The 14804-nt window shown below is 72.1% G+C and carries 12 protein-coding genes; 8 read left to right on the top strand and 4 right to left on the bottom strand.

Annotated elements, in window-relative coordinates:
- Window position 1: 1 nt before the first annotated feature.
- Window positions 2-1003 (bottom strand): LacI family DNA-binding transcriptional regulator, encoded by a 1002-nt coding sequence (locus ACQPYE_RS21995; RefSeq protein ID WP_498714015.1) that lies wholly within the window; start codon window positions 1001-1003, stop codon window positions 2-4.
- 2 nt (window positions 1004-1005) lie between these two features.
- Window positions 1006-3654 (bottom strand): family 78 glycoside hydrolase catalytic domain, encoded by a 2649-nt coding sequence (locus ACQPYE_RS21990; protein WP_498714013.1) that lies wholly within the window; start codon window positions 3652-3654, stop codon window positions 1006-1008.
- A 168-nt stretch (window positions 3655-3822) separates the two neighbouring features.
- Here ACQPYE_RS21990 and ACQPYE_RS21985 point away from each other — a divergent pair, with 168 nt between their 5' ends.
- Genes ACQPYE_RS21985 through ACQPYE_RS21970 form a run of 4 tightly spaced genes read left to right on the top strand, consistent with a single transcriptional unit; the run spans window position 3823 to window position 9387 of the window.
- A complete protein-coding gene (locus tag ACQPYE_RS21985; protein ID WP_498714011.1) occupies window positions 3823-4767 on the top strand; it encodes a carbohydrate ABC transporter permease in 945 nt (314 codons plus the stop codon).
- Complete coding sequence (locus ACQPYE_RS21980; protein ID WP_498714009.1) at window positions 4764-5582, top strand: carbohydrate ABC transporter permease; 819 nt, start codon at window positions 4764-4766, stop codon at window positions 5580-5582. The genes ACQPYE_RS21985 and ACQPYE_RS21980 overlap by 4 nt, the downstream gene beginning before the upstream one ends.
- 59 nt (window positions 5583-5641) lie before the next feature.
- Window positions 5642-6901 (top strand): ABC transporter substrate-binding protein, encoded by a 1260-nt coding sequence (locus ACQPYE_RS21975; RefSeq protein WP_498714006.1) that lies wholly within the window; start codon window positions 5642-5644, stop codon window positions 6899-6901.
- Window positions 6902-6927: 26 nt separating this feature from the next.
- Entirely contained in the window at window positions 6928-9387 is a 2460-nt protein-coding gene (locus ACQPYE_RS21970; protein ID WP_498714004.1) for a glycoside hydrolase family 3 protein, read from the top strand.
- 105 nt (window positions 9388-9492) lie between these two features.
- On the opposite strand, the gene ACQPYE_RS21965 is transcribed toward ACQPYE_RS21970, so the two are convergent.
- Window positions 9493-9873 (bottom strand): helix-turn-helix domain-containing protein, encoded by a 381-nt coding sequence (locus tag ACQPYE_RS21965; protein WP_498714002.1) that lies wholly within the window; start codon window positions 9871-9873, stop codon window positions 9493-9495.
- A 40-nt stretch (window positions 9874-9913) separates the two neighbouring features.
- The gene (locus ACQPYE_RS21960; RefSeq protein WP_498713999.1) at window positions 9914-11176 is read right to left on the bottom strand and encodes an MFS transporter; all 1263 of its coding nucleotides are present in this window, start codon (window positions 11174-11176) and stop codon (window positions 9914-9916) included.
- Window positions 11177-11526: 350 nt separating this feature from the next.
- Between ACQPYE_RS21960 and ACQPYE_RS21955 the strand changes: the two genes are divergently transcribed.
- The 4 genes from ACQPYE_RS21955 to ACQPYE_RS21940 are packed head-to-tail and all read left to right on the top strand — an operon-like array spanning window position 11527 to window position 14607.
- Complete coding sequence (locus ACQPYE_RS21955; RefSeq protein ID WP_498713995.1) at window positions 11527-12066, top strand: EF-hand domain-containing protein; 540 nt, start codon at window positions 11527-11529, stop codon at window positions 12064-12066.
- On the top strand, window positions 12063-13157 hold the full coding sequence (locus ACQPYE_RS21950) for an isocitrate/isopropylmalate family dehydrogenase (RefSeq protein WP_498713993.1): 1095 nt from the start codon (window positions 12063-12065) through the stop codon (window positions 13155-13157). The genes ACQPYE_RS21955 and ACQPYE_RS21950 overlap by 4 nt, the downstream gene beginning before the upstream one ends.
- On the top strand, window positions 13154-13783 hold the full coding sequence (locus ACQPYE_RS21945; RefSeq protein WP_498713991.1) for a cysteine hydrolase family protein: 630 nt from the start codon (window positions 13154-13156) through the stop codon (window positions 13781-13783). The genes ACQPYE_RS21950 and ACQPYE_RS21945 overlap by 4 nt, the downstream gene beginning before the upstream one ends.
- Window positions 13759-14607: an SAM-dependent methyltransferase gene (locus ACQPYE_RS21940; protein ID WP_498713989.1), complete on the top strand. Its 849-nt coding sequence runs from the start codon at window positions 13759-13761 to the stop codon at window positions 14605-14607. The genes ACQPYE_RS21945 and ACQPYE_RS21940 overlap by 25 nt, the downstream gene beginning before the upstream one ends.
- The last annotated feature ends 197 nt before the right edge of the window (window positions 14608-14804 follow it).

The raw sequence follows: 14804 nt of genomic DNA, 5'->3' as shown, positions 1-14804 counted from the left end.
GTCAGGACGACGCGCGTTCCACCAGCTTGGGCTCGAACACCCGGCGTTCGTGGCGGTGTTCGGCCCCGAGCGCGATCTCGTCGGCCAGCAGCCGCGCCGCGGCCTGCCCCAGCTCGTAGCCGTCGACGTGCACCGACGTCAGCGGCACGGCGGCGGTCTCGGCGGCGTCGATGTCGTCGTAGCCGACGATGGCCAGGTCGTCGGGGACGGCCAGCCCCCGGCGCAGCGCCACCTGCATGACGCCGAGCGCGAGCAGGTCGTTGGCGCAGAACACGGCGGTGGGCCGGTCCCGGGACGCGAGCAGCCGCTCGGCGGCCCGCCGACCCTGCTCGACGGTGAACGCGGCCATCTCCAGGGTGCGCAGGGTGTCGTGGGTCCTCCCGGCGCGGTCCAGGGCGCGCAGGCAGCCCGCGCGCCGGTCGGCGGACTGGCGCATGGTCAGCGGGCCGGTGACGAACGCGATGTCGGCGTGCCCGCGCCCGAGCAGGTGGGTCACGGCCTGCTCGGCTCCCACGACGTCGTCCACCGCGACGCAGCACGTGTCGGGCAGGTCGGCGACGTTGTCCAGCAGCACGACGCGCAGTCCGCGCGCCCGCAGCCCGGCCAGCCACTCGGCGGTGGGCGCCACGGGGTTGATCAGCACGCCCTGCATCCGCTGCTCGGTGATCAGGTCGAGGTAGCGGCGCTCCTTGTCCGGCGAGACGTCGCTGTTGCACAGCATGACGGCGTTGTCGAAGCCGAGCATGGTGTCCTCGCAGCCGCGCGCCACGTCGGTGAGGAACGGGTTGCGCACGTCGAACACGACCAGGCCGACCGCCTTGGTCCGGCCGCTGACCATCGTGCGGGCGGCGGCGTTGGGCAGGTACCCGAGCTGCTCGATGACCTTCAGTACGCGGGCGCGGGTGCTGGCGGCGACCCGGTCGGGGCGGTTGAGCACGTTGGAGACGGTGGCCGTGGAGACCCCGGCGGTCTCGGCCACCTGCTTGATGCCCACCGTCGACACCGTCAGACCTCCACCGCGGTTGTGCGAACCGGGATCGTACCCGCGCCGGGGTCCTCTTGAGCCGGGCGGCACGGCGCGGTGACGCGGTGCGTGCCCGGCCCGACGTGCGTCGGCTCGCGCCCGGGCAGGTCGATCACGGCCGTGGTGTTGGCCGGGACCACCGCCTCCACGGTCAGCTCGGCGCCCTCGCGCCACCAGGCCACCCGGGCCCGGCCGTAGGGCGTGTCGTGCTCGGCGGAGGCGGTGGTCAGCCCACCCCCGGGCCTGGGCGCGACGCGGATGCGCGCGTAACCGGGGGCGGCCGGCGACAGCCCGGCGACGGTGCGGTGCAGCCAGTCGGCGACCGAGCCCAGGGCGTAGTGGTTGAACGAGGTCATCTCGCCGGGGTTGACGGCGCCGTCGGGCAGCATGCTGTCCCAGCGCTCCCAGATCGTCGTCGCGCCCATCTCCACCGCGTACAGCCAGGACGGGCACTCCCGCTGCCCGAGCAGCAGGTAGGCGTCGTCCAGGTGATCGGAGCCGGCCAGCGCGTCGAGGACCACCGGCGTGCCCGCGAAGCCGGTGCCGATGTGGTGCCCGTCCGCTCGGACCAGCTCGGCCAGCCGCCGCCCGACCCGCTCGCGCAGGTCGTCGGGCACGAGGTCGAAGCGCAGGGCCAGCGCGAGCGCGGTGGGTGTGTCGGCTCCGGGCGCGTCGGCGGCCAGGTAGGTGTCGGCGAACCCGGATCTCACCCGCTCGTGCAGTGCGCGGTAGCGGGTGGCGTCGGTGGTCTCGCCCAGCACGGCGGCGGTGTCGGCCAGCACCCGTGCCGACCGCGCCGCGTAGGCGGTCGCCACCAGGTGGGCGTCGGTGCGCGCGGCCCAGGGGTCCTCCGGCGGTGCGGCGGGGTCCAACCAGTCGCCCAGCTGGCGACCCCGGCGCCAGACGCCGTCGGCGTCCAGCAGCGACTCGACCAGGTCCACCCAGGCTCGCGCGCCGGGGTACCGGGCCCGCAGCACGTCGCGGTCGCCGAACCGCTCGTGCAGCACCCACGGGGTGAGCACGGCGGCGTCCCCCCAGACCGCGCCCGGCCACGCCGGGGTCCACTCACCGGTCGGCAGCGTCGGGATGGCGGGCACGAAGAACGGCACCGTGCCGTCGGGCAGCTGGTCGGCGGCGAGGTCGGCCAGCCAGGACACCAGCAGGCCCGCGCAGTCGTGCAGGAAGGACGCGGTGGGCGCGAACACCTGGAGGTCGCCGGTCCAGCCCAGGCGCTCGTCGCGCTGCGGGCAGTCGGTGGGCACGTCGAGGAAGTTGCCGCGCATGCTCCACACCACGTTCTCGTGCAGCCGCTCCAGCGCCGGGTCCGAGCAGGCGAACCAGCCGGTGCGGCGCATGTCGGTGTGGCACACCACCGCGGTCACGTCCGCCGGGTCCAGCCCACCGGTCCAGCCGGACACCTCGGCGTAGCGGAAGCCGTGGTAGGTGAACCGGGGCTCCCACTCCTCGACGCCGCCACCGCGCGGCACGTACCGGTCGGTGGACACGGCGGCACGCAGCGGCCGGACGCACAGCTCGCCGTCCTCCAGGACCTCGGCGTGCCGCAGCACCACCTCCCGCCCCGCCGCACCGCGCACCCGCACCCGGAGCCGGCCGACGAGGTTCTGCCCGAAGTCCAGCAGGAAGCGCCCGCCGCCCTTCGCCGCGACCGACACGGGCGGCACCAGCTCCGTCCGCCGCACCGGGGGACCGGTGGGCGCCACGAGCGTGGCCGGGTCGCGCTCCACCACCTCGACCCGACCCCACGCCGAGTCGTCGAACCCCGCCCGCGACCACCCGTCCGGCTCGTCGCGGGCGTCGAAGTGCTCACCCTCGTACAGCCCGGCGGACACCAGCCCGCCGGTGCCCGCGCGCCACGAGTCGTCGCTGCCCACGACCTGCCGGGAACCGTCGGCGCAGGTGATCTCCAGCTGCACCAGCGCGCCGAGCCGGTCACCGTAGATCGCGCGGGTGCCGCCGTTGAACCCCAACCGGCCCCGGTACCAGCCGTCGGCCACCGCGACGCCCACCGCGTTGCGCCCCGGTCGCACCGACGCCGTCACGTCGTGGGTCCGGTAGCGCAGCCGGGAGTGGTAGCTGGTCCACCCCGGCGCCAGCACGTCGTCACCCACCGGCTCGCCGTTGAGCAGCAGCTCGTGCACGCCGTGCGCGGTGACGTACGCGCGGGCTCGCGCCACCGGCCCGGCCACGGTGAACTCCGTCCGCAGCAGCGGTGGCCGGGAGGCCGTGGTGGCGGGGGAGACCATGCGCGCCGACCAGTCCCGCGGTCGCAGCAAACCTGCCTCGACCGCGGTCGGCCCGCTCCACGCCGTGCTCCGCCCGTCCTCGGCCCACACGCGCACGCGGACGGTCCGGCGGTCGCGGGACCGCAACGGCGCGACCGGCCACGGCACCAGGTGCGACTGCGCGGAACCGACCCGGCCGGTGCGGCGCACCACCCCGTCGGGACCGGAAACCTCGATCTCGTAGGAAGCCTGCCGCCACCCTCCCGCCGGGTCGTCCACCGTCCACGACAGACGCGGGGTCGACTCGCCGATGCCCAGCGCTTCGCGGTGGTGCTCGGCGGTCGGTGGTGACACCCGGACGGGGGCGTCGTGACTCTGGTCGCGCACGGTGGGGATCTCCTGAGGTCCGGCAGCATCTGGCGCGACAATATGTGTAACGCTTCAATCGATCCAGTGCTTGACGGTAGTGCGTTGAGTCACCTACGGTTCGGCGACTTCTGTAAAACGTTTCAATCATGATCCCCGACTCCGTGGGGACGAGAACGGACTTCCGTCATGGCAACAGCGGTCAGCCCGCGGCGGCGCACCGGACCACCACCCGCCGCCCCCGCGACGGCACGGCGCACCCGCCGTCGCGTCAGGACGGCTCCCTGGTGGTTCATCGCGCCCGGCCTGGCGTTCTTCGCCTTCGTGGTCGTGGCGCCCAGCGTCCAAGGCGCCGGGTACGCCTTCACCGACTGGGACGGGATCAGCCCGGCGCTGGAGTTCGTGGGCCTGGACAACTTCCGCGCCCTGCTGGGCGACGAGGCGGCGCGTTCGGCGCTGGTGAACACCCTGCTGGTCGCCGCGGGCATCACCGTGGTGCAGAACGTGATCGGTCTGCTGCTGGCGCTGGGGGTGCACGCGCGGATCAAGAGCCGCAACGTGCTGCGCGTGTTCTTCTTCGCCCCGGCGGTCATCACGCCGGTGGTCACCGCGTACCTGTGGAAGTACCTGTACGCACCGGAAGGCGCGATCAACGCCCTGTTCGGCGCGGTCGGCCTGAAGTCCTGGCAGCAGGACTGGCTGGGCGACGAGGGCCTGGCGCTGTGGTCGGTGGTCGCGGTCGTCATCTGGCAGTTCGCGGGTTACTCGATGGTCATCTTCCTGGCCGGGTTGCAGTCCATCCCGCAGGAGGTGAACGAGGCCGCGTCGTTGGACGGGGCCGGACCGCTCACGCGGTTCTGGCACGTGACCAGGCCGATGCTCGCACCGGCCACCACGATCAACCTGATGCTGTCGGTGATCGGCGGGCTGAAGCTGTTCGACCAGGTGTGGGTGATGACCCAGGGCGGGCCCGGCGGGGCGACCGACACCCTGTCGACGGTCATCTACCGGCAAGCGTTCGCGTTCAACGACTTCGCCTACAGCATCGCGCTCGCCCTCGTGCTCACCGTGCTGGTCGCGGTGATCAGCGCGGTGCAGTACCGCGGGCTCAACCGGCAGGAGGGCAACCTGTGAACCGCTACACCTGGCGCACCGCCGGCCTGGAGGCCGTGATGGTCGCCGCCGCGCTGGTGTTCGCCTTCCCGATCTACGTGCTGGTGTCGTTGTCGCTGCGGCAGCCCGGCGACCAGAGCTCCCCGCTGGCGCTGTCGGCGCCGACCCTGGCCAACTACGGTGACGCCTGGCAGCAGGCCGGTCTCGGCGCCGCGCTGCTGACCAGCACCTTCATCACGGTGTCCAGCGTGGTGCTGGTCGTGGTCCTGTCCGCGATGGCCGCCTACCCGCTGGCCCGCGGCACCCGCGCGTGGTCGAAGGCGGTGTTCCTGCTGTTCATGCTGGGCCTGCTGCTGCCGTTCCAGCTCGCCCTGATCCCGCTGTACCAGACCATGCGCGACCTCGGCCTGCTGGGCAACCCGGTGGCGCTGGTCGTGTTCTACACCGGGCTGCAGATGCCCTTCTCGGTCTTCCTCTACACCGGTTTCCTGCGCGCCCTGGACCCCGGTTACGAGGAAGCGGCGCTGATCGACGGCTGCGGCCCGCTGCGGGCCTTCTTCTCCGTGGTGCTGCCGCTGATGCGACCCATCACCGGCACGGTCGTCATCCTCAACGCCATCTTCGTCTGGAACGACTTCCTCACCCCGCTGCTGTACCTCAGCGGCACCGAGCAGCAGACCGTCCCGGTCGCCCTCTTCGGCTTCGTGGGCCAGTACGTCTCCCAGTGGCCGATGGTCTTCGCCGGGCTCGTCATCGGGATCGCCCCGGTGCTGCTCGTCTACCTCGCGATGCAGAAACGCGTCATCCAGGGGTTCGCCGGTGGCCTGAAGGGCTGACCGCCTCTTTCACCACCACCCCGCACACCGCCAACCACCGTCACACCCGGAGCACAACGATGTCCTCGTCCAAGCGCGCCCTCGTGGGCGCCGCGATCACCGCCACCGCGCTGCTGCTGTCCGCCTGCGGATCAGGCTCGTCGGCATCCGACCCCGACTCGCTCAAGGTCGCCGCCAACGCCACCGACCGCGCCTCCGTGGACGCCGTCGTGGCGGCGTTCGAGCAGGAGAACCCCGGTGTCGAGGTGACCGTCACCTACGCCGACACCGACCAGTTGCAGAGCACGCTGCGCACCCAGTTGTCCTCCGGCACCGGCCCGGACGTGTTCACCGTCTGGCCCGGCAACGGCAACCCCGGCGCCCTCCAGGTCCTCCAGCCCGCCGGCTACCTCGCCGACCTCAGCGGCGCGTCCTTCGTCGCCGCCATCCCCGAGGCGTCCAAGCCGGTCACGCAGGTCGACGGCAAGACCTACGTCGTGCCCGCCAACTACAGCGGCATCGGCGTCATCTACACCCGGAAGGCGCTCGACGAGATCGGTGGGCAGGAGCCGAAGACCTGGGACGAGCTGCTCGCGCTGTGCGGCAAGGCCCGTGACGGCGGCAAGGTGCTGCTCGCCCTCGGCATCCAGACCCCGTGGGTCACCCAGCTGGTCACCTACGCCCTGGCCGCCACCACAGTGTTCGCCGACAAGCCGACGTTCGGCCAGGACATGGCCGCGGGCAAGGAGAAGTTCGCCGGCTCCGGCTGGAAGACCGCGCTGGAGAAGTACCTGGAGATGAACGAGCGCGGGTGCTTCAGCGACAAGCCGCTGGGCACCAGCTACGAGACTTCGCTCAAGGACGTCGCCCAGGGCAAGGCCGTCGGTGTCGTCCAGGTCGCCAGCAGCCTGTCCTCGGTGCGCAAGGAGGCGCCGGACGCCGACGTCCGCATGTTCCCCCTGCCCGCCGACAACGACCCCGCCAAGACCCGCATGCCCGGCGCGGTGTCCGCCGCCTACGGCGTCAACGCCAAGAGCGGCAACGCCGACCTGGCCCGGAAGTTCGTCGAGCTGCTCGGTTCGGAGAAGGGCCAGAACCTCTACAACGAGAAGGGCGGCACGCTGCCGGCCATCCCGAACGCCTCGTTCAAGGCCGACCCGGCCCTGACGCTGCTCGACCAACACCTGCGCAACGGCACCACGGTGGCGTTCATGGACCAGTACTGGCCCACCCCGAAGGTCCAGCAGGAGCACTTCACCCAGATCCAGAAGCTGTTCTCGGGCAGCACGTCCGTCGACGACGTCCTCACCACCCTCGACAAGGTCTACGCCGCCAAGTAACCGCCTCCTCGCGCTGAAAGGTTGAGATGGATCGCCGTAGCTTCATATCAGCCACTGTCCTCACCGCCCTCACCACCGCCGTCACCGCCGGCACGTCGACCGCCGCGCCTCCCGGGCGCGGCGCCCGTGCCGCCGCCGACCCGCGTGCCGAGCAGATGCTGGCGCGCATGACCCCAGCGCAGAAGGTCGCGCTGATCCGGTGCGACTTCGCCGCCTTGGCCGGCCTCGGCATCCCGGCGCTCAGCATGGCCGACGCCTCGGCCGGCCTGCGCGGCGAGACCGGGGTCACCGCCTTCCCCGTACCGCTCGCCCAAGCCGCCACCTTCGACCCCGCCCTCGTCGGCCGCATGGCGAGCTCGATCGCCACCGAAGGACGCGGCAAGGGTTTCAACAACCTGTTCGCGCCCACGGCCGACATCACCCGCAGCTGGCACTTCGGCCGCCAAGCCGAGGGCTTCGGCGAAGACCCGCACCTGTCGGGCGCACTCGCCACCGCGGCCACCACCGCGCTGCAACAGGGCAAGGTCGTGGCCACCCTGAAGCACTTCGGCGCCTACACCCAGGAACTCGACCGCTTCACGGTGGACGTCAAGGTCTCCGAACGGGCCTTGCACGAGGTGTACCACGCCCCGTTCCGCACCGCGATCGAGGCCAACCCCCTGACCTCGGTCATGATCGCCTACCCGAAGGTCGACGGCGTCTACGCGACGCAGAACCCGGTGCTGTTCGACGACCTCAAGCGGCTCATCGGTTTGCAGGGCTACACCGTGCCCGACTTCTGGGCCGGTGACGACCAGGTCGCCGCCGCCAAGGCCGGCACGGACCTGGCCGGCCTCGGGCCCGGCGGCGTCAAGGTCACCGCCGACGAACTGGCCCGCACCGTCCCCGCGGCGCGCATCGACGACGCCGCGCGCCGCATCCTGGCCACGATGTACGCCTGCGGCCTGTTCGACAACCCGCTGCCACAGCCCGCGCCGGTCGTGAGCACGCCCGCGCACCAGGCACTGGCCCACGACCTCGCCGTGCACTCCACCGTGCTGCTCGCCAACCGGGGCGTGCTGCCCCTGGCGCCATCGGTGAAGTCCCTGGCGGTCATCGGCGTGGCCGACACGGGAGCCATCACCGGTGTCTCAGGCTCGACCTACGTCGACCCCGGCACGTGGACCACCCCGTTGCAGGCCATCCGGGCCCGCGCCGGGTCCGCAGTCACCGTCACCACCTCACCCGGAAGCCTCGGCGACGTACCGCTGCCCGTCGTGCCCGCCACCGCCCTGCCCGGCGGCCTGACCGGCGCCTTCTACGCCGGAGCCACCCCGACCGGCACCCCGGTCGCCACCCGGACCACCCCCACGCTCGACTTCGGCCAGGCGCCCGTGACCGGGCTGCCCGCGGTGTGGTCGGCGCGGTGGACCGGCACCCTCAACCCCACCACCACCGGCCTGCACCGCTTCTCCCTGCTCGCCTCCGGCACCGCCAAGCTGGTCATCGACGGCAGGACCGTCGTCTCCGGCACGCGGCACATGCGCCGCTTCTTCCTCGGCCCGTTCGACTACCCGCTCCAGGGCGCCGTGCGGCTCACCGCCGGTCGCCGGGTGAGCATCACCATCGAGTACACCAACGCCACCGCCGAGCACGGCCAGAGCGCCCTCACGCTCGGGTGGCAGCCGAACTCGCTCATCCCCGCCGCCGTCACCGCGGCCAAGGGGTCCGACGCCGCCGTCGTCGTGGTCAACCGCGTCGCCGGCGAGGACATGGACCACCACACGCTGTCCCTGCCCGGCGACCAGGACGAGCTGATCGCCGCCGTGGCCGCGGCCAACCCGAACACGGTGGTCGTGCTCAACACCGACGGCCCGGTCGCCATGCCGTGGCTGGACTCGGTGCGCGCCGTCGTGCAGGCCTGGTACGGCGGACGGGGCATGGGCACCGCCCTGGCCGCCGTGCTGTTCGGCGACACCGACCCCGCCGGTCGGTTGCCGGTCACCTTTCCCGCGTCCGAGGCGCAGGGACCGGCGACGACCCCGGCGACCTACCCCGGCGTGAACGGGGTGGTGCGCTTCGACGAGGGCGTCCACGTCGGCTACCGCTACTACGACCGCGCCGGTCAGGAACCGCTGTTCCCGTTCGGCCACGGCCTGTCCTACACGACCTTCGCCCTGGGCGAGCTGACCGCGTCCTGGGCCGGCGGCACGCTGTCGACCAGCGTGACCCTGACCAACACCGGCACCCGGTCCGGCTGGCAGACCGTGCAGCTCTACGCGGCCCTGCCGTCCTCCGCCGGAGCCGAGGTGCGCCGACTCGTCGGCTTCCGCAAGGTGCACCTCGCCGCCGGTCAGCGGAGCACCGTGGGCATCGCGGTACCCGCGAGGGCGTTGTCGGTGTGGGACGCCTCCGCCGACCGGTGGGTCCTGCCCCCTGGTCTCCACACCCTGTCGGCGGGCACCTCGTCCCGCGACCTGCCTGTCCGCCGGACGATCACCCTGTAGCCGGTGCGAGCCGGGCCCACGCCGTCGGGCCCGGCTCCACCCGTCGACCGGAGCGCCCTTGTCCCGCACGACAACGCCACGAACCGTCCGAGCCGCACTGCGATGTCATGCCCGGTGCACGCGCACGGGAAGGGAGTCCCACGTGCGCAGCGCGTTGTTGTGGTGCCGCCTGGTCGGTCGCAAGCCCGGCACCACCCTCGACGGATCGGCGCGCACCGAGCGCACGACGACGCCGAGCGCGCCGACCGGGACACCGCCGTCACCGCGCACGGCGACGGCCACCGAGCACGACCCCAGGCTGTCGTCGCGGTGCAGCGCTCCCCAGGCCACCAGCTCGGCGGCGAGCCGGTGGGCGGTCGACGGCGGCAGCCGCGCCCGTCGGGCCAGTTCGGTGATGCGCAGCCTCCGGTGCGTCGGGTCGAACGCGCCCAGCAGCGCCAACGCCCTCCCGGTCACCGACTGCGGTGCGGGACTGCCGTCGTCCACCACGTCCGCTCTCCTCCCGCGTTCCGGCGTTGTCGTTCGGTCAGGGAGTGCCGGCTGGGACGCCCGTGCGCAGAAGCCTGGTCACGCCGCCGAGGACCACCGCGACGACACCGATCACCACCAGGGCCGAGGACAGCCCGTCGAGAGCACCCGACAGCGCCAGGACCACGAGCGGGCAGGCGAACTGGCCGATGAACAGGGCTGCGGTCCACACACCGGTGCCGCGACCGCGCTGGGCGAAGGTCAACGGTCCCAACGCCCAGGTGACCAGCGCCGGCAGCAGCAGACCGTTGCCCAGACCCGCCACGACGGCGCCCACGACGACCCAGGTCGTGCTCGGCGCGAAGGCCAGGACACCCAGCCCGATCCCCGACAGCGCGAAGGCCAGGGGGACCGTGGTCGCCGGACCGCGCGGAGCCAACCGGGGGAACACGAAGGCGCCCGCCGCGGTCGCCAGCGAAGCCAGCGCGCTGATCAGGCCGATGGCGGCGGTGGAGTCGACACCGATGCCGTCCAGCACGTAGGACAGCTCGACGATCAGGGTGTAGAAGACCAGTCCGCCTGCCAGCGTCACCCCGATCGGGACGGCCAGCCGCCGCCACGGCAGCACGACCTCCGTCCCCGGTGAAGCCCGGCGCTCGGCGGGTTCCCACAGGTGTCGAGCCGCCAACACGGCCAAGGGCAGGCTCGCGGCGTACAGCCAGAACGGGGTCCGCCACCCCTGCGCGCCCAACAGGCCGCCCAAGGCGAAGAACACGGTGGCCGCGACGGTCGTGCAGACGGTTTGCAGCCCGAAGTAGCGCTCCCGCTCCGGACCGTGGAAGTAGTCGGCCAGCAGGGTGGTGCAGCACGTCATGATCGCGGCCTCGGTGACGCCGACCAGGACCCGGCTGACCACGATCGACTCCAGCGACGGCAACCACAGCGGCGCGGTGCCGAAGAACCCGTACGCGACCAGCGCCACGACCAACAGGCGCTTGCGCCCCGCGCGCTCCAGGAGACGACCCGCTACCGGCGCCGTCAGACCGATCATCAACGCCGGCGCGGTGAGCACGATCGGCGCGAGCGCCGCGACCCCCGCGGTGCCCGCGAACGCCACCTGGATGGCCGGCAGCACCGGCGCGAGCAGCACCGCACCGAGCACCGACAGGCAACTCGACAGCAACAGGACGAGCGCTTGGAGACGTCCCGCCGGTCGGCCCGCCGCGGAATCGGCGGCGGTCGCGCCGACGAGGGGGACGGCGGCGGGATCGTCAACGGGTCTGTCGACGGCTTGCCCGGGACGCGCGGCTGGGTCCGACACTGGGCTCTCCGATGGATCTGGTTGCCGGTCCCCGGTGACCGGCATCACTGGTCTCACAGTCTCGGCACCCCCGTCGGAATGCGGAAATCACTTGTGCTGACCCCAGGTATCGATTCCGTGGATGGCGGGGAGCGGTCGCCGGGCCACCGTCGTCCCCGTCGGCTGCCGGTGTTCGGGCAACCGCCATTCGGCGTGACCTTGGTTCACACTTTCCAGTGAACACACGAATCCGTCGACCGGACAGGCACTTCCTCGGACATCATGGAAAACACCGTTGCCGGACAAGGCGATGGGACGACGGCGCGATTCCATCCGGTGTCGTGTCGTCATTTTCGACAGGAGAAGGAAACGTGAACCATCCTCAAGCGGCGTTGAGCCGGGTCGATCTCGTCTTCAGCTTGTTCGACGCCAACGGTTCCGGCGAGATCGAGGCGCACGACTTCGAGGTCATGGCCCGCCGGGTGGTCGAGGCGGCGCCGCAGTCCGACGCGGCGGCGAAGAGCGCGATGACCGCGGCGTTCCACCGCTACTGGAAGACCCTGGCGGAGGAGCTGGACGACGACCGCAACGGCAGCATCAACCGCGAGGAGTTCGAGGACAGCGTGCTGTCGCCCGAGCGGTTCGAGTCCACGATCGACGAGTTCGCCCGGTCGTTGGCCCGGTTGGGTGACCCGGACGGTGACGGCCTGATCGAGCGGCGGGTGTTCACCGCGCTGATGACCGCGATCGGGTTCGAACGGCAGAGCATCGACGCGCTGTTCGACGCCCTGGAGCCCGACCGGGACGATCAGATCTCCGTGTCGGCCTGGGTGAGCAGCATCCAGGACTTCTACCGGCCGGACGCGGCCGGCATCCCGGGTGACCGGTTGGCGTCGAGCGTCGCCGGGTGACGACGGACGTCGGACTCGCCGTGGGCCGGGGCACGGGCCCCGAACTCGCGGCGGTCTTCGAGCGGGTGGTGGACCGGCTGGGGCAGCTGCACGGCGTCACGCCGGTCATCACCCGCTCGCCCCGGGTCTACCACTCCTACCACTCGTTACGCGCCGAAACCGGCGGGATCGCGGACATGCGCCGGCTCACGGGGGACGACGCCTGGCACTACGAGCGTTTCTGTCGGGCCTTGGCCCGGCGGGGCGTCACCGCGGTGTTCCGCACGGCCGTCAACGCGCAGTCGCTGTACCTGGTCAGGCAGCGCCTGCGGGCGGTGAAGGTCGACGTGATCTCGGCGCCGGGGTCCTCGCCCGACGAGGCGCTGCTGCTCGTCCGGGACGAGGCGCAGGGCTTCTACACCGGCGAGAACCGGCACACACCCGGCGTGGTCACCCGCACGATGCAGTTCAGCCAGGAGATCACCGACGCCGTCATCGCCCACGCCGTGGCACGAGGGCGGCGGCAGTGGCCGGACGGCGGCGCCGACCGGATCGTCATGGCCTACAAGTTCCACCTGCTCGACGGCGCCCTGGAGGACTGGGTGCGCGCCGCGGCCGAACGGCACGGCGTGCGGATCGAGCTGAGCCAACCCGACACCGTGAACCGGAACCTGATCCAGCACGGGTTACCCAGGCGGACGGTCGTGGTGGCCGGCAACGAGTGGGGCGACATCATGCACGTCGTCCTGCTGGACCGCTACGGCGCGGACAGGCAGGAGAACCGCTGCACCGAGAACGTCCACCTGCACCCCGACCTGGCCGGGCTGGTGGAGTACCAGACCGTGCACGGCTCCGCCGACGACCTGACCGGCCGCGACACCGTCAACCCGGTGGCCACCGCGCGCGCCGCGGCGGTCATCGTCGAACGGCACTGCGGCGGCACGGGCGCGATCGAGTCGACCGAACGCGCGCTCGCCGCCGTGACCGCCCGCGGCGTGCGCACGCCGGACCTCGGCGGGCAGCACTCGACCACCGCCGTGGTCGACGCGCTGCTCACCGAGCTGTCCCACCGCGGTGCCGGGCGACCGGTGAGGCTGGAGGCCGGTTCGTGAGCCGGACGGCGTTGGTCGTCGTGGACCTGCAGAACGACTTCTGCACCGGACCGGTCGCGACAGCCAGGTACCGCAAGGACCCCGCACGCCTGGACGCGGTGACGACCAACGCCGCCCGCGCGGTCGACCTGGCGCGCGACCGCGGCACCGAGGTGGTGTTCGTCCGCTTCGTCGGCGACGTCGGGCACCAGGGCCCGAGCTGGCGCCGCCGCAACGAGCGCAACGGCCGGGCGCCGACCTGCGTCGAAGGCACCTGGGGCGCGGAGTTCCACAAGGTCACCCCGGCGCCGGGCGAGCTCGTGGTCACCAAGCACGCGTGCTTCGACGCGTTCCTGACCGCCGGCTTCGAGCAACACCTGCTGCGGCGGGGCATCGGGCACCTGGTGTTCGCCGGCGTGTACGCGGACGTGTGCGTGGACTCGACCGCCCGCACCGCCTTCCAGAAGGGCCTGCACATCACGCTGCTGGTCGACTGCACCACCAGCCTGCTGCAGCGCGACGAGGACACCGTGCGGTTCATGGCCGAGCTGTACGGGGCCCGCACCACCACCCACGACCACCCCGACACCTGGTGCGACCCCCTCGGACGGGAGGACGAGCGGTGCTCGGTGACGGCGTCGCACTGACCGCCCTCATGGTCGCCGCGGCCCGCGCGATCGAAACCCACCGCCCGGACTCCCTGGCCCGCGACGACTACGCCGAGCACTTCGTGCGAGCCTCGCCCGCCTCCGCGAACTGGCCCGTGCACCCCCGCGACGTCCCGGACGGCGACGCGAACCCCCTGTGGGGCAGGCTCGCCCGCTACTTCGGGCTGCGCACCAGGATGCTGGACGACGTCGTGCTCGACGCGGGCAACCGCCAGGCCGTGCTGCTCGGCGCCGGCCTGGACACCAGGGCCTTCCGCCTCGACTGGCCAGCCGGCTCCGTCGTCTTCGAGTTCGACCAGGCCCCCGTGCTGGCCTTCAAGCAACAAGTCCTGGACAGCCTCGGCGCACACCCGCGCGTCACCCGCCACCCGATCACCGCCGACCTCCGCGACGACTGGGCCGGGCTCCTTCCCGGGTTCCGACCGGACGAACCCACCACCTGGTTGGCCGAAGGCCTGCTGCTGTACCTGCCCGGCGACGCCGAACGCCGCCTGATCGACACCGTCGACCGCCTGTCCGCACCCGGCAGCACCCTGGCCTACGAGGTCAAGCTGGTCCGCGAACACCCCGCCGTCCGCGACAACCCCGTCTACACCTCGACCAAGACCCAGACCGGGATCGACCTGCTCGCCCTCTTCAGCGACGAACCCCGCCCCGACTCGACCGCTGCCCTCACCGCCCGCGGCTGGACCACCCAGGTCCACACCCCGTTCGACTTCACCCACCACCACGGCCGCGGGCCACTGCCCGAACCCCACGACGCACTGGCCGCCAACCGCTGGATCACCGCCACGAAGACCTGACCGGTCCCGCCCACCCGCCATCACCCGAAGCGGTGTTGCCCGTTCACGACCGGGTTGCCGATCCAGCCGGCGCCGGGATGGTGCGCGAGCCTGGACTTCGGTGGCGGTCGCCCGCCGACCGCCGCCGTGGTCACCGCCGCCGTGTGGGGAAGTCGGACAATGCGCAGTTCCTGGACGCCGCGAAGCCGTCGTGGTCG

This window comes from Actinosynnema sp. CA-299493 (genome assembly GCF_050946825.1).
Taxonomy (GTDB): domain Bacteria; phylum Actinomycetota; class Actinomycetes; order Mycobacteriales; family Pseudonocardiaceae; genus Actinosynnema.
Note: the sequence above shows the minus strand (reverse complement) of the source record. Positions and strands in the feature narration are given on the sequence as shown.